This is a genomic window from Dactylosporangium sp. NPDC005555, from assembly GCF_040605635.1.
GTDB lineage: Bacteria > Actinomycetota > Actinomycetes > Mycobacteriales > Micromonosporaceae > Dactylosporangium.
Genome location: NZ_JBEXDG010000001.1, coordinates 502,601 through 522,794 on the forward strand (window position 1 = coordinate 502,601; position 20,194 = coordinate 522,794).

The window sequence follows — 20,194 nt, forward strand, 5'->3', positions numbered from 1 at the left end:
GCCGAGCGGACGGCCACCGCCGCGGCGATCACCCGCGCCGGACGGATGGTGGACGTCTGACGGGTCGCCGGCGTCGAGGGGGTCGCCGGCACCGGACGCGCGACGGGCGCCGCAGGGATCGCCCGCGCCGGGCGGGCGGCCAGGGACGGACTCATCGGAGCACCCCCATGACGAGGGCGACGGCAGCGGCGAGGAGCACGGCGCCGCCGAGGACGGCGCCGGTGGCGCGGGGCAGGGCGGCGGTGTGCGTGCGGGCCAGGAGGGTGCCGAGGCTCGTGGCGCCGGTGCCGGTGGCGGGGGGGGGGGCGGGGGGGGGGCGGGCGTGGTGGGGGCCGCGGCTCGGGGCGGGGGGGCGGGTGGCGTCGCCGGCGCCGTCGACGACCGACTCGTCGGCGCGGCGGGCGAGCCGGGCGAGGGCCGTGACCGGGCGGGTGACCAGCGCGTCCTGGACGGCGTCGAGATAGAAGGCGTTGGCCAGGAGCCGGGTGAGTGCGGTGTCGGGCAGGTCGGCGGCGGGGTCGCGGCGCCACGCGAGGGCGGCCCCGGCGGCCAGCAGCGCCAGCGGGAGGAGCGCGAAGGCGCCCAGCGCGGCGACCGGCTCGTCGAGGCGGACGAAGAGCCGCGGAGCGAAGGCGGCCGACAGGCCGGCGAAGCCGAGCAGGACAGTCGGCACGGCGAGGACGAGCAGGGGGCCGCGCATCGCCCACGGCGGCTCGTGCGCGGACCGGGCGGTGGCGGACCGGGGCTCGCCGAGGAACGTGCGGCGCCACAGCCGGACCACATAGGCCGCGGTGAGCACGACGGTGAGCAGCGCGGCGCCGAACACCAGCCAGGCGGCCGCCGCGGGCAGTGCGGCGGCGTGGCCGGTCGCGTGCCAGGCGGCCTCGATGATCGAGTCCTTGCTGAAGAAGCCGGCGAGGGGCGGGATGCCGGCGAGGGCGGCGAGGCCGGCGGTCATCGTCCAGAACGTCACCGGCATGTGGGTGCGCAGCCCGCCCATGGCGGCCATCAGGTTGGTGCCGACGGCGTGGATGACGGCGCCGGCGGCGAGGAACAGCAGCGCCTTGAACGCGGCGTGGGTGAGCAGGTGGAACAGGGCCGCGCCGGGTGCGCCGACGGCGAGGGCGCCGGTCATGTAGCCGAGCTGGCTGACCGTCGACCAGGCCAGGACGCGCTTGATGTCGTCCTGGCCGAGGGCGGCGAGCGCGCCGAGGAGCATCGTGATCGACGCCATGACGGCGAGGACGGTGAGCGCCGCGCCGGAGCGCTCGAACAGCGGATAGAGGCGGGCGACGACATAGACGCCGGCGGCGACCATCGTCGCGGCGTGGATCAGGGCGGAGATCGGGGTCGGGCCGGCCATCGCGTCGGGCAGCCAGGTGTGCAGCGGGAACTGGGCGCTCTTGCCGGCGACCCCGGCGAGGAGCAGCACACAGGCGGCGGTGAGGGTGCCGGCCGGCAGGTCGGCGGCGAAGATGTCGGCGATGCGGAAGCTGTGCGCCTGCAGGCCGAGCAGCACGATGCCGATGAGGAAGCCGACGTCGCCGACGCGGGTGACGAGGAACGCCTTGACCGCGGCGCGGGGCGCCTCCGGCAGGCGGCGGTCGTGGCCGATCAGCAGATAGGAACAGATGCCCATGACCTCCCAGCCGACCAGCAGGGTGATCAGGTCGCCGGAGACGACCACCAGCAGCATCGCGCCGGTGAAGATGCTGACCTGCGCGGCATAGGGCGCATACCGGTCGTCGTCGTGCAGATAGGCGACCGAGTAGATCTGGACGCAGAGCGCGACGACGCCGACGGCGATCGCGACGAGACCGGCCGGGCCGTCGAGCCAGGTGCCGAGCGTGACGGAGAGCCGCCCGAAGTCGGCGATGGCGATCCCGGGGTCGGCACCCCGCGGCCCGCGCAGCGCGACGGCGACCGCGCACGCGAGCGCGACGGCCGCGCCGCCGGCCCCGAGCACGGCGGCGACACCGCGCTGCCGATACCGCAGGAGCAGCCCCACCAGGCCGGCCACCACCGGGACCGCGGGCAGCGCGAGCCCGAGCAGGTCGACGCTCACCGAGCCACCTCCTGGTCCGCCTCGACAGGGACGACGACAGGGGTGGCCTCGGTGAGCGGCAGCTCCTCGACGTCGACCGAGTGGCGCATCCGATACAGCTGGAGGATCAGCGCGAGCCCCACGCCGATCTCGGCGGCGGCGAGCACGATGATGAACAGGGCGAACGACTGCCCGCTGTGCGGCACGACCGACCTGATCGTCGCGTCGGCGGTGACGAGCACCAGATTCACCGCGTTGAGCAGCAGCTCGACCGCCATCAGCAGCAGCACGGCGTTGCGCCGGACGATGACGCCATAGACGCCGATGCCGAACAGGAGCGCCGCGATCGTGAACGGCAGGACCGGATGCATCAACGCCCCCGGGAATCAGGACGGGAGCCGGCGCTGACGTCGGGCCTGGACACCACGATCGCGCCGACGAGCGCCGCCAGCAGCAGCACCGACACCAGCTCGAACGGCAGGACCCAGGTGCGGAACACCGCGCCGCCGATCGCCTCGGCGGTGCCGGGCGCGGGCAGGCCGACCCGGCTCCAGTGGAACGCGTCGGCGAACAGCGCCACGAGGCCCGCGCCGGCGCCGGCGCCGACGAGCGCGCCGGGCCAGCGGACCCGGTCGAGGTCGTCGCTGGCGCCGATCGGCGCGCGGGTCAGCATCACGGCGAACAGCAGCAGGACCACGACGGCACCGACATAGAGCAGCACCTGGACCCAGGCGAGCAGCTCGGCGGACAGCACCAGATAGAGCCCGGCGATCGCGCCCAGCGTCACGACCAGCCACAACCCGGCGCGCACGACGTGCCGGGTCGTCACGACCAGCAGGCCGGCACCCACGGCCACGGCGCCGAGCGAGGCGAGCAGCACGTCCGCCGCCGTCATCGCGATGCCACCCTCATGGCCGACATCCTGCCACCAGGGTCCGACACAATCGACCGGCAGCCACCGAAACCAGGAAACCGTCAGCCACCGAACCCGGGAAACCAGCAGACGCCGAACTCGGGAAACCAGCAGACGCCGAAACCAGGAAACCAGCAGACGCCGAAACCAAGAAGCCGTCAGACGCCGAAACCAGGAAACCAGCAGGCGTGGAAACCACAGAACGCGGCGGAAGCGGCTACGCCCGGAAGCGTGACACCACCCGGCTCAGCTCCTGCGACATCCCCGCCAGCTCCGCCGCCGCCGACTCCGTCTCCTGCACACCGACGCTGGTGGACTGCGCCGCCCGCGCGACCCGGTCGATGCTGGCCGCGATCTCGGTGCTGCCGCTCGCCGCGTTCGCCGCGTTGCGCCCCATCTCGTTCGTCGTCGCGGTCTGCTCCTCGACCGCCGAGGCGATCGTCGTCTGGTAGCCGTTGACGCTCTCGATGACCTCGCTGATGCGGCTGATCGCGGCCACCGCGCTGGCCGCGTCGGCCTGGATCGCGGAGATCCGCTGGCTGATGTCCTCGGTCGCCTTCGCGGTCTCCTGCGCGAGGTCCTTGACCTCGTTGGCGACGACGGCGAAGCCCTTGCCCGCCTCGCCCGCGCGGGCCGCCTCGATGGTCGCGTTCAGCGCCAGCAGGTTGGTCTGCGCGGCGATGCCGGTGATCACCTTGATGACGTTGCCGATCTCGGCGCTGGACTCGCCGAGCTTCGCCATGGTGCGGGTGGTCTCGTTGGCCGCGTCCATGGCCTCGTTGGCGACGCGGACGGCCTCGGTGGCGTTCTGCGCGATCTCCCGGATGCTCTCGTTCATCTCGTCGGTGCCGACGGCGACGGTCTGCACGTTGCGCGACACCTCGCCGGCCGACCCGCTGACGGCGGTGGCCTGCTCGGCGGCGTCGTCGACGCCGGAGGCGATGGTGCGGGCCACGCCGGTGAGGCGGGTCGAGGAGCTGGCCAGCGACGTCGCGGACGTCCCGACGAGCCGGACCATCTCGGCGATCCGGTCGAGGCTCTCGTTGAGCGCCAGGCCCATCTGCCCGACCTCGTCGCCGCTGGTCACGCTCATCCGGGCGGTCAGGTCACCGGCGGCGACCTCGTCCAGGACGGTCTTGGCGTTGCGCACCGACCGCACGATCGAGCGGGCGACCAGGGTGGCGAGCGCCAGTGACAGCAGCACGCCGAGGATCAGCATCACGATGAGGCTGGTCCGCGCGGCGTCGTAGGTGTCACCGGCGTCGTCGGCGATCTTCTTCGCGTTGGCCTGCTCGATGTCGGCGATCTTGCTGCCGGCGTTCTGCTGCGCCTCGAGGATCTTGCCCATCTCCGGGTTGAAGAGCGCCCCCATGGCCGCGGCGGTGTTGCCCGTCCGGGTGGCCGGCAGGATCTGCTCGTCGCGGATCTTGCGGACCGCGGCGATCTGGCGCACCAGCTCGTCGGCGACCGTCTTGCCCTCGGCGGTGTGCCGGCTGGCGAGGTAGTCCATGTACGCCTTGTCGAAGGCCGCGTCGATGGGCTTGATGTACCCGTCGATGATCTGGTCCTGGTTCGCCGGCGGAGCGGTGGCCGCGGCGTACATGAGCAGCTGCGTCTCGGTCCAGTGGTTCTGCATCTTCTGCGCCTGATAACCGGGCGCGGAGGCGGTGGCGTAGACGTCGTTGGTGCGTTGGTGCAGCACCTGCAGCCTGGTCATGCCGTAGACGCCGACCACCACCGTCACGATCGCGACGAGCAGGAAGCCGATGAACAACTTCTGCGAGATTCCCAGCCGGGACATGCCGCCACCTCCGAGCAGTCAGCCACGCGACGGACGCGGCTCACCTCTCGGATCGGTCAGCCCGAGGCCTGACCTGAGCGTTTTACGGCTGCCGTCTGCTCTTTGGCCGGTTCGCCGCGGTGGTCGTGGGCCGGCGGGGCGGGGACGGTCGCGACCCATTCCTCGAGCCGGTCCTTCTCGTGCAGCAGGTCGCGGATGTCGTGCTCGGCATACTCGAACTCCGGCGTCCAATGCAGCGCGTCGAAGGGGCACACCTCGATGCAGATGCCGCAGTACATGCAGAGCGAGAAGTCGATCGCGAACCGGTCGAGCACGTTGCGCTGGCGGGCGCGCGCCGCGCCGGGGACCACGACCTCCTCCTTGTGGGAGTCGATGTAGATGCACCAGTCGGGGCACTCCCGGGCACACAGCATGCAGACGGTGCAGTTCTCCTCGATGAGCGCGATCACGCCCCTGGTGCGGGGCGGCAGGTCCGGCTCGACGTCGGGATACTGATGCGTGTGGGTGCGCTGGGTCAGCGTGCCGAACGTGACGGCCAGACCCTTGACGAGCCCTTTACCGGGGATTTCCACCGAACACCGTCCTCACGTCAGAACCTTCACCGTGGCGGTCAGGATGAGCTGCAGCAGCGCGAGCGGGACGAGGATCAGCCAGCACAGGCGCTGCAGCTGGTCCTCGCGCAGCCGCGGATACGCTACCCGCAGCCAGATGACCACGAACGCGACCGCGAACATCTTCAGCAGCGTCCACAGCCAGCCGAGCTGGTCGTCGAAGGGCCCCTTCCACCCGCCGAGGAACAGCACGGTGGTGAGGGCGGCGATGACGACGATGCCGACGTATTCGGCGAGCAGGAAGAACGCGAAGCGCAGGCCGGTGTATTCGGTGAGGTAGCCGAAGACCAGCTCGGAGTCGGCGATCGGCATGTCGAAGGGCGGGCGGCGGATCTCGGCGAGGCCGGCGGTGAAGAAGATGAGCATCGCCGGGAACTGCCACAGCAGCCACCAGGGGCGCCACGCCTCGACGATGCCGGACAGCGACAGGGTGCCGGCGGCCATCGCGACCGATGCCGCCGACAGCACGAACGGCAGCTCGTAGCCGAGCAGCTGCGCGGCTGCCCGCAGACCGCCGAGCAGCGAATACTTGTTGGCCGACGACCAGGCGGCCATGAGCACGGCGATCACGCCGACGCCGACGACGGCGAGGACGAAGAACAGCCCGATGTCGAGCGGCTGGGCGACCAGGCCGTGCGGGCCCAGGGGGATCACCAGCAGGACGGCCAGATACGGCAGGAGCGCCACGACCGGGGCGAGCCGGAAGACCTGCCGGTCGGCGGCGCGCGGGGTGATGTCCTCCTTCTGCACGAACTTGACCCCGTCGGCGACGAGCTGGGCCCAGCCGTGGAAGGCGCCGGCATACATGGGGCCGAGGCGGCCCTGCATGTGCGCCATCACCTTGTGCTCGGCCTGGCCGACGATGAGCGGCAGGGTCAGGAACGCGCCGACGACGACGAGGACCCGCAGGGCCAGCTCCAACCAGATCGGCATCAGACCCGGCCTCCCGGCCACTCGCTGGGGTCCGGGACGCCCGGCGGGCGCATCGGGGCGCGCTTGCCGGCGGTGTGCTCGCTCTCGCCCGGCTCCTTCGCGCCCGGCCAGGGCTTCGCGACCCGGGAGGCGAGCACGAACTCCTTGCGCAGCGGGTGTCCCTCGAACTCGGGCGGCAGCAGCAGCGGATCGAGCGCGTCGTTGCCGGTGAAGTCGATGTCGAACATCTCGTGCGTCTCGCGCTCGTGCCATGCCGCACCCGGATATACGGAAACGACCGACGGCACAGCCGGCGCGAGCCGCGGCAGAACCGCCCGCAACAAAAGGCCATGGAACAGCGAGGTCGAATAGACGTGGGCCACCACGGTGAAGCCGTCGGGAAGCTCGTCGACCGCGGACAGCCAGTCGAAGAAGTCGCACGCCAACGAATCACGCGCGGTCAGCAACGCCGAAGCCCAACGCCCCGGCGGCACGTCCACGGTCGGCCGGGTGAAGCGCCCACCCCCGGCGGACTCGCTGACGGTGGCGCCGTCGCCGAACAGCGTGCCGAGCTCCTCCAGGTCCATGTCAGGGCCTCCGCACCGGCGGGGCGGTCAGCGCCTTGACGTCGGGACGGTTGACGCCGCCGAGCCCGGACTGCTCCCCCGCGATCTTGTCCTGGAGCTTCATGATGCCGTGCAGCAGCGCCTCGGGCCGCGGCGGGCAGCCGGGGATGTAGACGTCGACGGGGATGAGCTGGTCGACGCCCTTCGTCACGGAGTAGGAGTCCCAGTAGGGCCCGCCGCAGTTGCTGCACGCGCCGAAGCTGATCACGTATTTCGGCTCGGGCATCTGGTCATAGAGCCGCTTGATCGCCGGCGCCATCTTGTCGGTGACGGTGCCGGAGACGACCATGAGGTCGGCCTGGCGCGGCCCGTGCGCGAACGGGATGACGCCGAGGCGCATGAAGTCGTGCCGCCCCATCGACGTGGCGATGAACTCGATCGCGCAGCACGCGAGACCGAAGTTGAACACCCACAGCGAATAGCGGCGCCCCCAGTTGAGCACGAACTTGATCGGGTCGCCCAGGACACTCGACATAAGCGTCAGCCTACGCTCGTCGGGCGCTGCAACAGACTGAGGAATGCGACCAGCAACTGCTCGCGCACGGCCGGCGGCGCCGAGTTCAACAGCGTGTTGATCACGGCCATCCGGTCGGGAAGAACGGACGACCCCGACCCGACGCCCAGCGCCGACGCAAGCGACGAGACATCGCCGACCAGCGAGAAGATGTCGGAAGGCAGCGCAACGGGCCCGAGCGCGCGGGCGGCCGCCACCGACGCGGCGAGATCGGCGGCGAACTCGGCAACCCGCGGAGCCACGGCCGCGGTCACCGTCAGGTGCACCGACGGCGCGATGTCCCCGTGCTGGAACTGCGGCTGCGTGTGCCACCCCCGGGCCGCGAGCTCGTCCGCGAGCACGAAGAGATCGACACCAGTGGACTGGAACGCCACGACCGTCGACTCGACCGGCAGCAGCACGAGGCCCCCGACGGCCGAGACGGCGGCGGCGAGCCCGCGCACCGCGTCGAGCGTCGTCGACGCGAGCGCCAGATAGCCGTCGTCGCCCAGGTGCCGCAGCGTCGCCCAGGCCGCCGCGATCGGCCCGCCGGAGCGCGTGGACGAGATGACCGGGTTGACCATCGTGTACCCGGGCCAGTCCGCGTACCCGAAGTACTGCGGCAGCCGCAGCGCCTCGTCGCGGTGCAGCAGCACGGAGACACCCTTCGGCGCGTACGCGTACTTGTGCAGGTCGACGGAGATGCTCGTCACACCCGGGACGGACAGGTCGAACGGCGGCACCGGCTCGCCCAGGCGGCGCAGGAACGGCAGTGTCCACCCGCCGAAGCAGGCGTCGACGTGGCAGCGGACCCCGGCGGCGGCCGCCGCGGCGGCGATCGGCTCGACCGGGTCGATGAGGCCGTGGGCGTACGACGGCGCCGAGCACGCCACGAGCACCGTGGAGGGCCCGATGGCCGCCGCGACCGCCGAAGGGTCGACGCGGAGGTCGGCGCCGACCGGTACCACATCCAACGCAACCCGAAGGTAGGAGGCGGCTTTCGCGAGCGCGGCGTGTGCGGTCACCGGCATCACGAGGCGCGGCTCCGCGATGTGCGGGGCGCCGTCCCGGGCCGCCTTCACGGCGAGGATCAGCGACTCGGTCCCGCCGCTGGTGACGCTGCCGACCGTGTCCGGGCCGCCGCCGAGGACCGCCGCGGCCATGCCGACCAGGTCGTTCTCCATCCGCAGCAGCGACGGGAACGCGGTCGGGTCGAGCCCGTTGACGTGCGCGGACGAGCTGTGCGCCGCGGCGGCGAGCTCGTCGAGGCCGGGCACCGCCGGGTCGTAGACGTAGGCGAACAACCGCCCGCCGTGTGTGGGCAGGTCGCCCTTGCGCAGCTCGGCGAGCTCCGCGAGCACCTGCTCGGCCGGGACACCCTTCACGAGACCTCCTCGGTCAGTCGTCGTTCGTCCAGGTCGTAGCCTCGCAGACCGATGAGCGCCGATGCGACGACGATGGCGGGCACGACGGTGAATCCGAGGAGGACCCCCAGTTTCGCGGTGTCCGACTGCAGGGCGGCCTCCCCCGACGAACTGGAGACGTAGCCGGACACGGCCAGGAGGACCGCGAAGACGCCCGGGCCGAGTGCCATGCCGAACGTCTCCCCCGCCGTCCACAGGCCGGTGAACACGCCCGCCTGACGGCGTCCGGTGCGGTGCGCGTCGAACGCGATGCAGTCCGGCAGCATGGCCATGCCGAAGACCTGCTGGCCGGCGTACCCGCTGCCGACGAGCCCGGTCAGGACGTAGACGGCGACGGCGGGCAGGAACGGCGCGAGGGCCAGCAGCGCCGCGGCGGCGGCGAACAGCACCGACGCGAACACGTAGGCCCGCAGCTTCCCGACCCGCTGACCGACCCGCGTCCAGATCGGCATGACCAGCAGCGCCGGGCCGACGAAGCACGCGAACAGCAGCGTCGCGCCCGTGTCCGGGGACACCAGGATCTGCGTGGCGAAGTAGCTGACCCCGGCGAGCATCGTGGCGATGCCCGCGGCCTGCACGACGTAGCAGGTCAGCAGCAGCCGGAACGGCCGGTTGCCCCGCACGACCTTCAACTGGGCGGCGAAGGACGGCTCACTCGGCAGCACCTTGCCCGTCGGGGCGGCGCGCGTGCCGAAGAAGGAGCCGAAGGTACCCACGAGAATCAATGCGGCGACGAAGATCCCCATCGCGCGGTGTCCCGGGATGCCGTCACCGAACTGTTTCGTCACCATCGGCGAGAGCGCCCCGGACACCAGGATGGCGACCGCGAGGATCGCCACCCGCCAGGTCATCAGCCGGGTCCGCTCCGCGTAGTCGTCGGTCATCTCGGCCGGCATCGCCACGTAGGGCACCTGGTAGAACGCGAACGCGGTCGCCGCGAGCAGGAACATCACCGCCGCGTAGGGAGCGCTGTCCTGCTGGAAGGGCGCGGCGAAGATCGCGGCGAACAGCACCGCGAGCGCGAGCCCGCCGACGAGCAGAAACGGCCGCCGGGCACCCATCGAAGTGCGGGTACGATCGGAAATCCTCCCGGCAACCGGGTTGATCAGCACGTCCCACGCCTTCGGCGCCAGCACCAGCAGCCCGGCGACCCCGGCAGCGACGCCGAGAGTGTCCGTCAGGTAAGGCAGCAGGAGGAGTCCGGGCACGGTGCCGAACGCGCCGGTGACCAGCGAGCCGAGCGCATAGCCCGCCCGCACACGTCCCGGCAGGACCTGGGTTCGCACGTCTTGGGCCATGGTCAACGAATGCTAGCCATCGCCTTGCAGGAAAGGAACCTCCGCTGTCCACCGCGCTGCTGCAGGCCCAGCCGCGCCCCCGGTCCAGGGTTCCGGCGGGGGTCGCCGCGGGGCACCCCGCCACGACCGAGGTGGGGCTGCGGGTCCTCGCCGCCGGCGGGTCCGCCGCCGACGCCGCCGTGGCCGCGATGCTCGCCGGCTGCGCCGCGGAGAGCGTCCTGACCGGCCTGGCCGGCGGTGGGTTCGCCACCTATTTCGACGCGGCCACCGGCACCACCACCTGCCTCGACTTCTTCTGCTCCGTCCCCGGCCTCGGCGGCACCGCCCCGGCGGCCCCGATGGTGCCGATCAAGATCTCGTTCGGCGGTGTTCCGCAACGGTACGAGATCGGTGCCTCGAGCGTCGGCGTGCCCGGCATTCCGGCCGGGGCCGGCGAGATCCACCGGCGGTGGGGCCGCCTGCCGTGGCAGCGGGTCGTCGCGCCGGCGCTGAACCTGGCCCGCAGCGGCGTGCTGCTGCCTGGGCCACACGCGCGCACCCTGGTCTCGCTGGCGCCGGCGATGCTGCCGGGGCTCGGCTCGGCGGTGTACGCGCCGGAGGGCCGCCTCCTCGAAGGCGGCGAGCTGCTGCACCACCCCGGACTCGACGCCGCGTTCGGGATCCTGGCGGAGGAGGGACCGGCCGCCTTCTACACCGGCCGGATCGGCGAGGTCATGCTGTCGCAGGTCCAGGCCGGCGGGGGCGTGCTCGGTCCGCGGGATCTCTCGTCGTACCGGGTGCTGCAGGTGCCCGTGTCGGCGGCGGCCTTCGGCCCGTATCGCGTGCTCGCTCGTGACGACCTGAACGAGACGATCCGGACCATTGCCGCGTTGCCGCCCGACTTCTCGCCTGCCTCTGTCGCCGAGGCGCTGCTGGTGTACGGGTCGCAGCGGCTCGGCGACACGACCAACATCTCCGTCGTCGACGGCTCGGGCAACGCCTGCGTGATCACGATGACGCTGGGCATCGGCGCCGGGGTGTGGCTGCCAGGCCTCGGCGTCCACCTCAACTCGATGCTCGGCGAGGGCGAGCTCATCCGGCCCGGCACGCTGCCCGGCGAGCGGATGGCGTCGTGCATGTGCCCGGCCGTGGTCCTGGACGCCGCGGGCGGTCTCGTCATGGCGATCGGCTCGGCGGGCGCGACCCGGATCCGGACCGCGATCATCCACACGCTCAGCAACGTCCTGGTCCACGGCGACGACATGACCACAGCGATCCGGCGGCCGCGCTTCCATCCCGTGTCGGTCGACGGGGCGCGGCTGGTCCACCTCGAACCCGGCTGCGATCCGTCGCCCTTCACCGACTTCAAGATCCAGCAGTGGGACCGGCTCGACCACTACTTCGGCGGCGTCAGTGCCGTCGGTCTCGCCGGCGCGGCCGGCGACCCGCGGCGTGGCGGCGTGGGGCGGGTCCTACAGGAGTACTAGATCATCCCGGTGGACGACCTCACGTTCGTACGCCGGGCCGAGCGCGGCGGCGAGCTCTCCCGTCGACCGGCCGAGCAGCGGCGGCAGCTCCGTCGCGTCGTAGTTGACCAGGCCACGGGCCACCGGCACCCCGCCCACGTCGACCAGGTCCACCGGATCCCCGGCCGCGAACCGGCCGTCGACCGCGGTGATCCCCGCCGGCAGCAGCGACGCGTGCCGCTGGCGCACGGCCTGCACGGCACCCGGATCGAGATGCAGGCGACCGCGCGGACTCGTCGCGTGCGCGAGCCAGAACAGCCGGGCCTGCGGCCGCTCCCGCTGCCGGTGGAACAGCGTGCCGATCGGCTCCCCGTCGAGCACCGCCTTGGCGTTGGGCGCCGACGTCAGCACCACCGGGATGCCACTGGTCGTCGCGATCCGCGCCGCCTCGACCTTCGTCACCATGCCGCCGGTCCCGACCCCCGCCCTGCCGGGCCGCTTCACGTCGATGCTTGTGAGGTCGTCCGGCGACCGCACATCAAGAATCTTCGTTGACTCCGGTTTCGCCGGATCGCCGGTGTACAGGCCGTCCACATCAGACAGCAGCACCAGCAGGTCCGCGTGGACGAGCGAGGCGACGAGCGCCGCGAGCCGGTCGTTGTCCCCGAACCGGATCTCTTCCGTGGCGACCGTGTCGTTCTCGTTGACGATCGGGATCGCCCGCAGGTCCAGCAGCCGCCGCAAGGTCCTGTACGCGTTGCGGTAGTGCACCCGCCGGGTCACGTCGTCGACGGTCAGCAGCACCTGCCCGACCACCCTGTCATGCCTGGCGAACGCGTCGTTGTAGGCCCGCATGAGCAGCCCCTGCCCGACACTCGCCGCGGCCTGCTGCGTCGCGAGGTCCTTCGGCCGCTTCCGCAGCCCCAGCGGCGCCAGCCCTGCCGCGATCGCCCCCGACGACACCAGCACGACCTCCGCCGGACTCCCCGCGAGCGCGTCGACGAGCGCGTCGACCCGCTGCTTGTCGAGCCCGCCGGCCGCGGTGGTCAACGACGACGACCCGACCTTGACCACGATCCGTCGAGCCTCGATGACCTGTTCCCGCACGCCGCCCATCTTGCCGCGTCACCGGCCTTCCGCCACGGTAGGTTCCCATATCGTGGCCGACGACGACTTTGCCGAACTGGTCCTCACCGTGGTGGAACGCATCCCGCCCGGCCGTGTCATGTCCTACGGCGCGATCGCCGAGTACCTGGGCCGTGGCGGCCCCCGCCAGGTGGGCGCCGTCATGTCCCACTACGGCGGCAGCGTCCCCTGGCACCGGGTGGTAGCCGCCAACGGCCGCCTCGTCCCGGGCCACGAGCAGGAAGCCCTCCGCCGCCACCGCCAGGAGGACACCCCCCTCAAATCCGACAAGGTCGACATGCGCCGAGCGTCCTGGTGGCCCACCGACCCCCCACCCACCCTCCCCTGACCCCCGCAGACGCCCCCACGCGAAAAAATCTTGAACTACCCGGTGGATTACCGGCCCCAGCGCAACAGCGATCCACCGGGTTGTGCGGACCGGCACGCGGTAAGGCTGGCGGTGAGGGGTGGGGGTCAGGCGGACAGGGCGAGGGCGAACGGCAGGACTGCCGGGGCGCCGGCGCGGAGGAGGAGTCGGGCGGCGATCGCCATGGTCCAGCCGGTGTCGACCAGGTCGTCGACGAGGAGGACCGGGCCGGGCAGGTCGCGGAGCCGGTCGGCGAGGCCGGGGGCGACGGTGAAGGCGTCGTGCAACGCGCGGACCCGCTGGGCGCTGTTCGTGCGGGAGGCGGCGTCCGCGGCGTGGGACGACCCGATCGTGCCGAGCAGGGGCATGCGGCCGACCTCGGCGATGCGGGTGCCGAGTGAGTGCAGCAGCTCGGGGGTGCTCTGTGAGCCGAGGACGACTACGCCGGCGGGGCGGGTGGGCCAGGGGTCCTCGCCCTTGGCCCATTCGGTGAGGGTGGCGACGACGCCGGTGAAGATGTCGTCCGGGAGGGGGGCGTCGGCGGCGGCGAGGAGCTTGCGGAGCTTGTCGCCCCAGCCGAGGTCGCTGAGGCGGCCGATGGCCCGGCCGGGGAGGGACTGCTCGGCGGGTGGGATCTTGCCGGTGAGGCTGACGCCCACGGCGGAGAGGCCTGTGGGCCAGAGCTTGCGCGGGGCGATCTCGACGCCGGTGCGGCCGAGGTGGGCGCGGGCCGAGGCGAGGGCGTCCGGGGAGACCGACGTCGGATACCAGGGGCCGGCGCAGGCGTCGCAGCGGCCACAGGGGGTCGCGCCCGGGTCGTCGAGGGTCTGGCGCAGGAACTCGAGGCGGCATGTGGTCAGGGTGGTGTAGGCGCGCATCGAGTCCTGCTCCGCGGCGCGGGCGGCGTCGATGCGGGTGTAGCGCTCGGTGTCGTGCTGCCAGGGGGCGCCGGTGGACTCCCAGCCGCCGCGGACGCGGTGGACGGCGCCGTCGACGTCGAGGACCTTGAGCATCAGCTCGAGGCGGGTGCGGCGCAGCTCGACGCGGGTCTCCAGGACCGCGGTGGACATCGGGCGGGTGGCCGCGGCGAGGACGTCGAGGACGGCGCGGACCTGGTGCTCGGGCGGGAAGGCGAGCGACGCGAAATAGCGCCAGATGGCCTGGTCCTCGGTGCCGGGCAGGAGCAGCACGTCGGCCTTGTCCACGGCGCGGCCCGCGCGGCCGACCTGCTGGTAATACGCGATCGGGGACGACGGGGCGCCGAGGTGCACGACGAAGCCGAGGTCGGGCTTGTCGAAGCCCATGCCGAGCGCGGACGTGGCGATGAGCGCCTTGATCCGGTTGGCGAGGAGGTCCTCCTCGGCGGCGAGGCGGTCGGCGGGCTCGCTCTGGCCGCTGTAGGCGGCGACCTCGTAGCCGCGGGCGCGCAGATAGGCGGCGGTCTCATGGGCGGCGGCGACGGTCAGCGTGTAGATGATGCCGGAGCCGGTGAACCCGGCGAGGTGCTCGCCGAGCCAGGCGAGCCGGTGCGGGGCCGAGGGCAGGGTCAGCGAGCCGAGGCGCAGCGACTCGCGATCCAGCGATCCGCGCAGGACGAGCGCGTCGCCGAGCTGCTCGGCGACGTCGGCGGTGACGCGGGAATTCGCGGTGGCGGTGGTGGCCAGGACCGGGGTGCCGGGGGCGAGGTCGAGCAGGAGGGTGCGCAGCCGCCGATAGTCGGGGCGGAAGTCGTGGCCCCAGTCGGAGACGCAGTGCGCCTCGTCGACGACGAGCAGGCCGGTGGTCGCGGCGAGCTTGGGCAGCACGTTGTCGCGGAAGTCGGGGTTGTTGAGCCGCTCGGGCGAGACGAGCAGGACGTCGACGCCGCCGGTCGCGATCTCGGCGGTGATCTGGTCCCACTCCTCCAGATTCGCCGAGTTGATCGTGCGGGCGGTGATGCCGGCGCGGGCGGCGGCGTCGACCTGGTTGCGCATCAGGGCGAGCAGCGGCGACACGATCACCGTGGGGCCGGCGCCGCGGGCGCGCAGCAGGGCCGTGGCGATGAAATAGACCGCGGACTTGCCCCAGCCGGTGCGCTGCACGCAGAGCACGCGGCGGTGCTCTTCGACGAGGGCGGAGATGGCGGCCCACTGGTCCTCCCGCATTTCGGCGGAAGGACCAGCGAGCTTCTTCAGAACAGCAGACGCCTCAGATCGCACCCCATGAACTTAGCCCGGGGGTAGGACAAAAAACTCAGGGTGTGAACCGGACGGCGGTCCCCGAGACCAGCAGAGGCTGGTTGAACAGGTACTGCGCGGCCACGGTGCCGGAGGCGTTCTCGACGCCGACGGTGGCGCCGCTGCCCTTCTCCACGTCGTTGTCGAGACCGGAGTAGTACGTGGTGATCACGCCGTCGGGGGCGAACGCGACCGAGAATGTCACCCGGTTGTGCACGCCGTTGCCGTAGATGTACGGGTTGCGCCACTCGATCACGACCGAGCCGTTGACGACGGCGGTGCGCACGGACGCGGAGCCGTCCACGACGAGGTCGTCCCAGAATGCGTAGACGGTCGCGTTCGGCGCCGCCGCCGACGGCAGCGCGGAGTGCTCGACGTAGGCGCCGCCCGGGTTGACGAACGAGACCTTGCCGTTGGTGTCGATCCACGCCGTGGTGTACGTGACGCCGTACAACGTGACCGGCGCGGGAAGCGTGACCTGCTGGATGTTGTCGTCGCCGGTGAGCGTGAGCACCGTCGCGTCGGCCGGGACGAACGGCAGGGCGGCCGTGGTGATCGCGTAGTTCCCGGCCGGCGGCGGCGGGGCGGGCAGCGTCAGGTTGAGCGTCTCGGTGCCGTCGACGGTGACCGCCGCGGACGTCGACTGCCCGTTCGCGGTGGCGCTCACGGTGTACGAGCCGAACGCCACCCCCGAGAAGCTGTAGCCACCTGACGCGTTGGTGGTCGTCGTGGTGCCGGCCGTGAGGGTCACGGTCGCCCCGGCGACGGCGCCACCGCCCGCCACGGTCACGGTGCCGCTGACGCTCCCGGTGGACGGCGGCGGTGGGGGCGGCGGGGTCGTGCCGCCCGGCGCGGTGAAGACGACCGCGCGACCGGACTGCAGCTTGGGGGTGTTGACGGAGTAGGCGAGGCCCACGGTGCCGTCGGCGTTCTCGATGCCGATGGTGGCCGCGCTGCCCTTCTCGATGTCGTTGTCGAGGCTCGCGTAGTTGGTGATCACGTCACCGTTCTCCGACAGGATCGCCTCGAACGTGATGCGCCGGCTGGTGCTGCCGTAGATGTAGCCGTTGCGCCACTCGACGACGAACTGACGGTTGGGCGCGGTGCCGATCGTGGTGGTCCGCACCGACGCGCTGGCGTCCATGACCAGGTCGTCGTGGAAGGCGTAGACGGCCGCGTTCGCGAGGGCCGGGTTCGGCAGCGTGGTGTTCTCCCACTTGTACCCGTTGGGGTTGACCATGCTGACCAGGCCGTTCGTGTCCACCCACGCGGTGCTGTAGGTCTGGCCGTACAACTTGACCGGGAACGGCAGCGAGATCTGCTGCACGGCGTCGTCGCCGGTCAGGGCGAGCACCGTCGTGTCGGCGTTGACGAACGCCCTGGTGGCGGTGGTGCACACGTAGCCGAAGCTGTCGGAGCACGTGCCGCCGCCGGTCGCCGTGTAGGTGGCGGTGTAGGTCGTGGCGGTGGCCGGCGCGGTGATCACCTGGGTGGCGGCGCCGCCCTGGCTCCACGAGCCGAAGGTGTACTGCGTGCTGTTGAGCGTCTGCGGCGTCGGCGCCGACACGGTCTGCGTCGACTTCTGGATGACCGTCGCGGTGAACGGGGTGACGCCGGTGACCGAGCCGACGGTCACGTTGAGGCCGCTCGGCACGGAGTTGAACGTCATGTTCGCGGTCTTCGGGTCCAGCCGGCGGCTGACCGTGGTGCTCAGGCCGCTGCTGTCGGTGGCCGTGAGCCGCAGCTCCACATAGGACGGGTATTCGTGGTCGGGCCCGACGAAGGAGCCGGACGCCCCGTCGGTCTCGCTGATGTAGTGCTGGTGGCAGTTGTCGGGGGCGGCGCAGTGCTGCAGGATCAGCTGCCAGTGCAGGCTCGCCGCCGGGACGTTGCCGTCCTGGGCGTCGGTGGCGTGGCCGGTGAAGTTCACCGTGTCGTTGGTGGCCCAGGTGAAGCCGGCCGCAGGCGTGTCGATCACCGGCACGGGCGCGTCGGACCCGACGAGGATCTGCAGCGTCTTGGTGTCGGACAGTCCGCCGGCGTCGGTGACCCGCAGCTTCGCCGTGTAGTTGCCGGCCGTCGTGTAGGTGTAGCTCGCCGACGGCCCGGTCGCGTCGTAGGTGCCGTCGTTGGTGAAGTCCCACTGGTACGTGAGGACGTCGCCGCTGTTCGGGTCGCTGGTGCCGGCCGAGGTGAACTGCACGGCCAGGGGCGGCGGGCCGGAGGTCTTGTCGGCGCCGATGACCGCGGCCGGGGGCTGGTTGCCGGCGCTGTAGTTGATCCGGCGGACCGTGCCGCCGTCGACGTCGACGTAGTACAGGTCACCGCCGGGGCCGATCTCCAGGTCGACGGGGCCGGCCGCGCCGGGCGCGAACGTCTGGATCTTGCTCGGGTCGGGCGTGCCGTTCGTCGGCAGCATCGCGTAGATGCACCTGCGGGCGTAGTCGCCCCAGAACAGCGCGCCCTGGTACTGCGCCGGGTAGCTGCCGCCGGACGTCGGGTAGAACGCGACGCCGGTCGGGCTGGAGCCGCCGGTCGGGCAGCCGTCGTTGTCGTTGACCTGCTGGTGGTGCCCGTAGGTGTATACCGGACCGGTCGCGGTGTTCGTGTTGTACAGCGTCGTGCACAGGTTCAGGTTCGCGTCGCGGTAGCCGGGCTGCTGCGCGTTGCCCTCGAAGCACGGCCAGCCGAAGTTGGTCACCGGCGTGGCGAGCGGGTTGGGCAGCCGGTTGATCTCTTCCCAGGTCCGCCAGCCGACGTCGCCGAGCCAGATCTCGCTGGTGCCGGGCTTGAACGTCCACCGGTAGGGGTTGCGCAGGCCGTACGCCACGATCCGCCGCGCATTGGGGTCGGTGGTCGCGTTGTAGAGCGGGTTGTCGGTCTTGGCCGCACCGGTCACCGGGTCGATCCGGATGATGGTGCCGCTGAGCGAGGTCGGGTCGGTCAGCGTCCGCACGTCCTGGGAGCGCAGCGCGCCGCCCTCGGAGTTGGGCGGGCTGAGCGCCGCGCCGACGCCGCCGGGCGGGTCGCCGCAGGGGTTGACCGGGTTGCCCTGCTGGCCCCAGTCGGTGAAGACGGGGCTGGCGCCGTCGCCGCCGCTGACGTAGAGCGCGCCGTCGGGGCCGAAGCGCACGTCGCCCATCGAGTGGGTCTCGAACTGCTGGCACCAGTCGTTGATCAGCACCTGCTCGGTGCCGGTCCACGTGTCGCCGCTCGCGGTGAGCTTCGACAGCCGCCCGCTGACGATGCAGCCGGTGCCGGGCGTCGGGCAGGTGTCGCCGATGTCGAGGCCGCCGCCGATGGGCTGGGTCGCGGTGTACGTGACGTACACCGACGGGTTGGACGGGAAGTTCGGCGGGAGTGCCAGACCGAGCAGGCCCTTGTCCTCGTTGTCGTGCACGCGCGCGCTGAGGTCGGCGAACAGGGTCGGCGTCGGGTCCGAGAGGCTGTCGTAGACCTGGATCGTGCCGCCCTTCTCCGCGACGAAGACCCGTCCGTCAGGGGAGAACACCAGCTTCGTCGGGTGCGTCAGCCCGGACAGGACGATCTGCTCGGAGAAGCCGTTCGGCAGCGTCGTCGCGGCACCGGCCACCTGGGGCGCGGTCAGCGCGGCCGAGGCAGGGACGCAGAGCGCGAGCACGAGGCCCAAGGTCAAACGGGAGCGGCGACGACGCCTCATGAGAGCACTCCTGGATGCGGACGCGCTGGGGGAACAGTCAGTAGATGTCCACTGCTTGGATGATGCTGTCGCCAAGCTGACTGGCGCGCCTCGTCCGTTAGGACACAAACAGGACCGTCGTAGCCTGTCCGCGCGGTGTTGATCTGCGCTTCGCGTTCAGATCATCACTTGCCGTGCGGACCGCTCCCCCAGTTCCTCATCCGGCGGCGTAGTTCGGCCGCCCGTAACCCACGATCGGGGCGTAGTCGAGCAGCCGCATCGAGATGCGCTCGCCGGCGCGCGGCGCCTCGACGACCCGGCCGTCGCCGATGTACATGCCGACGTGACTGACGTCCTTGTAGTAGAAGACGAGATCGCCGGGGCGCAGTTCCTCGCGCTTGATCGGCGTGACGGTCTTCTTCTGCCGGGCCGCGTTGTGCGGCAGGACCACGCCGGCCGCCTTCCACGCCGCCATCGTCAGCCCGGAGCAGTCGAAGGTGTCCGGGCCGTCGGCGCCCCACTTGTACACCTTGCCGATCTGGGAGAAGGCGTACTTCACGGCGCGACCGGCGGCGTCGTCGGTGAACACCGGCACGTAGCCGTCGCGCAGCGCGCCCGACGGGGTCCGCGCGGCGCGCGCCGCGCGGTCGCCGCCGAGCCGCTTCACCTGCGCCTCGATCGTCGTCTTGCGCTGGCCGAGTTCCTGCTGCTGGGTGCGCTGGCGGACCCGGAGGTCGCTGAGCTCCGCGTGCTCCCGTTTGAGTGCGTCCTTGTCGGCCTTGAGCCGTCGCAGCGCGTCGGTACGGCGGCGCTGCAGGTGGTCCAGCGTCGCGAGCTGGTCCATGAACGACTCCGGCGTCGGCGAACTGATCAGCACGGCGGTGCTGGTGACGGCGCCGCTGCGGTACAGCGTGGCGGCGACCTCGTCGGTGTCCCGCTGCGCGGCGTCGATCCGCGTCTGGAGCGGCCCGGTGCGCGCGTTCACCCGCTCGAGCTGAGCTTCGGTCGCGCGCAGGTCGTCGCGGACGGCGTTGAACCGTTCGATGACGCCTTCGAGCTCCTGCCACGCGGTGGCGAGCTGCCGCTGCCGGTCGGTGACCGGGTCGGCGTGCCCGACGCCGGGCATGATCAAGGCGACGGCGACTCCTGCGGCCGCGGTCCACATCTTGCCGATTGACCCCACGTGTCACTAACGAAACATTTTGGACAAACGTGACTAAAAGTCCCCCAGTGGAGTGCCGGAGCCGGCGGCGGCTACGGT

Annotated in this window: 16 protein-coding genes; 2 read left to right on the forward strand and 14 right to left on the reverse strand. The window is 71.6% G+C overall.

Annotation, left to right across the window (positions count from 1 at the left end):
* Window positions 1-151 precede the first annotated feature (151 nt).
* The 10 genes from ABZS58_RS02445 to ABZS58_RS02490 all read right to left on the reverse strand — a co-directional run bounded on the left by ABZS58_RS02445 (window position 152) and on the right by ABZS58_RS02490 (window position 10,110).
* Window positions 152-2,065, reverse strand: a complete 1,914-nt coding sequence (locus tag ABZS58_RS02445; protein WP_354776702.1) for an NADH-quinone oxidoreductase subunit L — start codon at window positions 2,063-2,065, stop codon at window positions 152-154.
* Window positions 2,062-2,415, reverse strand: a complete 354-nt coding sequence (gene nuoK, locus ABZS58_RS02450; protein WP_354776704.1) for an NADH-quinone oxidoreductase subunit NuoK — start codon at window positions 2,413-2,415, stop codon at window positions 2,062-2,064. Before nuoK ends, ABZS58_RS02445 begins: the two co-directional genes overlap by 4 nt.
* Window positions 2,415-2,939 carry an NADH-quinone oxidoreductase subunit J gene (locus ABZS58_RS02455; RefSeq protein WP_354776706.1) on the reverse strand — a complete coding sequence of 175 codons (525 nt, stop codon included), beginning with the start codon at window positions 2,937-2,939 and terminating at the stop codon, window positions 2,415-2,417. Before ABZS58_RS02455 ends, nuoK begins: the two co-directional genes overlap by 1 nt.
* Window positions 2,940-3,174: 235 nt before the next feature.
* Window positions 3,175-4,758 (reverse strand): methyl-accepting chemotaxis protein, encoded by a 1,584-nt coding sequence (locus ABZS58_RS02460; protein WP_354776708.1) that lies wholly within the window; start codon window positions 4,756-4,758, stop codon window positions 3,175-3,177.
* 56 nt (window positions 4,759-4,814) lie between these two features.
* On the reverse strand, window positions 4,815-5,330 hold the full coding sequence (locus ABZS58_RS02465) for an NADH-quinone oxidoreductase subunit I (RefSeq protein ID WP_354776710.1): 516 nt from the start codon (window positions 5,328-5,330) through the stop codon (window positions 4,815-4,817).
* 12 nt (window positions 5,331-5,342) lie between these two features.
* Complete coding sequence (gene nuoH, locus ABZS58_RS02470; RefSeq protein WP_354776711.1) at window positions 5,343-6,302, reverse strand: NADH-quinone oxidoreductase subunit NuoH; 960 nt, start codon at window positions 6,300-6,302, stop codon at window positions 5,343-5,345.
* Entirely contained in the window at window positions 6,302-6,868 is a 567-nt protein-coding gene (locus ABZS58_RS02475; protein ID WP_354776713.1) for an NADH-quinone oxidoreductase subunit C, read from the reverse strand. The genes nuoH and ABZS58_RS02475 overlap by 1 nt, the downstream gene beginning before the upstream one ends.
* A gap of 1 nt (window position 6,869) precedes the next feature.
* A complete protein-coding gene (locus ABZS58_RS02480) occupies window positions 6,870-7,382 on the reverse strand; it encodes an NADH-quinone oxidoreductase subunit B family protein (protein WP_354776715.1) in 513 nt (170 codons plus the stop codon).
* Window positions 7,383-7,387: 5 nt separating this feature from the next.
* On the reverse strand, window positions 7,388-8,785 hold the full coding sequence (locus ABZS58_RS02485; protein WP_354776717.1) for an aminotransferase class V-fold PLP-dependent enzyme: 1,398 nt from the start codon (window positions 8,783-8,785) through the stop codon (window positions 7,388-7,390).
* Entirely contained in the window at window positions 8,782-10,110 is a 1,329-nt protein-coding gene (locus ABZS58_RS02490) for an MFS transporter (protein WP_354776719.1), read from the reverse strand. Before ABZS58_RS02490 ends, ABZS58_RS02485 begins: the two co-directional genes overlap by 4 nt.
* A gap of 143 nt (window positions 10,111-10,253) precedes the next feature.
* Between ABZS58_RS02490 and ABZS58_RS02495 the strand changes: the two genes are divergently transcribed.
* Entirely contained in the window at window positions 10,254-11,588 is a 1,335-nt protein-coding gene (locus ABZS58_RS02495; RefSeq protein ID WP_354776720.1) for a gamma-glutamyltransferase, read from the forward strand.
* Here ABZS58_RS02495 and proB read toward each other — a convergent pair.
* Window positions 11,574-12,674 (reverse strand): glutamate 5-kinase, encoded by a 1,101-nt coding sequence (gene proB / locus ABZS58_RS02500; RefSeq protein WP_354776722.1) that lies wholly within the window; start codon window positions 12,672-12,674, stop codon window positions 11,574-11,576. The genes ABZS58_RS02495 and proB overlap by 15 nt on opposite strands.
* Before the next feature lie 52 nt (window positions 12,675-12,726).
* On the opposite strand from proB, the gene ABZS58_RS02505 reads away from it, so the two are divergent.
* Complete coding sequence (locus ABZS58_RS02505; protein ID WP_354776724.1) at window positions 12,727-13,041, forward strand: MGMT family protein; 315 nt, start codon at window positions 12,727-12,729, stop codon at window positions 13,039-13,041.
* A gap of 125 nt (window positions 13,042-13,166) precedes the next feature.
* Here the strand turns inward: ABZS58_RS02505 and ABZS58_RS02510 are convergent, their stop codons facing one another.
* From ABZS58_RS02510 to ABZS58_RS02520, 3 genes are all read right to left on the reverse strand, one after another.
* On the reverse strand, window positions 13,167-15,203 hold the full coding sequence (locus ABZS58_RS02510) for a DEAD/DEAH box helicase (RefSeq protein WP_354776821.1): 2,037 nt from the start codon (window positions 15,201-15,203) through the stop codon (window positions 13,167-13,169).
* 88 nt (window positions 15,204-15,291) lie between these two features.
* Window positions 15,292-18,915: a PQQ-dependent sugar dehydrogenase gene (locus tag ABZS58_RS02515; protein ID WP_354776822.1), complete on the reverse strand. Its 3,624-nt coding sequence runs from the start codon at window positions 18,913-18,915 to the stop codon at window positions 15,292-15,294.
* A gap of 235 nt (window positions 18,916-19,150) precedes the next feature.
* Window positions 19,151-20,098 (reverse strand): NlpC/P60 family protein, encoded by a 948-nt coding sequence (locus ABZS58_RS02520; RefSeq protein ID WP_354776726.1) that lies wholly within the window; start codon window positions 20,096-20,098, stop codon window positions 19,151-19,153.
* Window positions 20,099-20,194 lie beyond the last annotated feature (96 nt).

What these genes read in the sequence shown, in the direction of transcription:
- ABZS58_RS02510 (WP_354776821.1), bottom strand. Translation starts at nt 15,203, where the DNA reads ATGCGGGAGGACCAGTGGGCCGCCATCTCCGCCCTCGTCGAAGAGCAC.
- nuoH (WP_354776711.1), bottom strand. Translation starts at nt 6,302, where the DNA reads ATGCCGATCTGGTTGGAGCTGGCCCTGCGGGTCCTCGTCGTCGTCGGC.
- ABZS58_RS02520 (WP_354776726.1), bottom strand. Translation starts at nt 20,098, where the DNA reads ATGTGGACCGCGGCCGCAGGAGTCGCCGTCGCCTTGATCATGCCCGGC.
- ABZS58_RS02480 (WP_354776715.1), bottom strand. Translation starts at nt 7,382, where the DNA reads ATGTCGAGTGTCCTGGGCGACCCGATCAAGTTCGTGCTCAACTGGGGG.
- ABZS58_RS02455 (WP_354776706.1), bottom strand. Translation starts at nt 2,939, where the DNA reads ATGACGGCGGCGGACGTGCTGCTCGCCTCGCTCGGCGCCGTGGCCGTG.
- ABZS58_RS02460 (WP_354776708.1), bottom strand. Translation starts at nt 4,758, where the DNA reads ATGTCCCGGCTGGGAATCTCGCAGAAGTTGTTCATCGGCTTCCTGCTC.
- nuoK (WP_354776704.1), bottom strand. Translation starts at nt 2,415, where the DNA reads ATGCATCCGGTCCTGCCGTTCACGATCGCGGCGCTCCTGTTCGGCATC.
- ABZS58_RS02475 (WP_354776713.1), bottom strand. Translation starts at nt 6,868, where the DNA reads ATGGACCTGGAGGAGCTCGGCACGCTGTTCGGCGACGGCGCCACCGTC.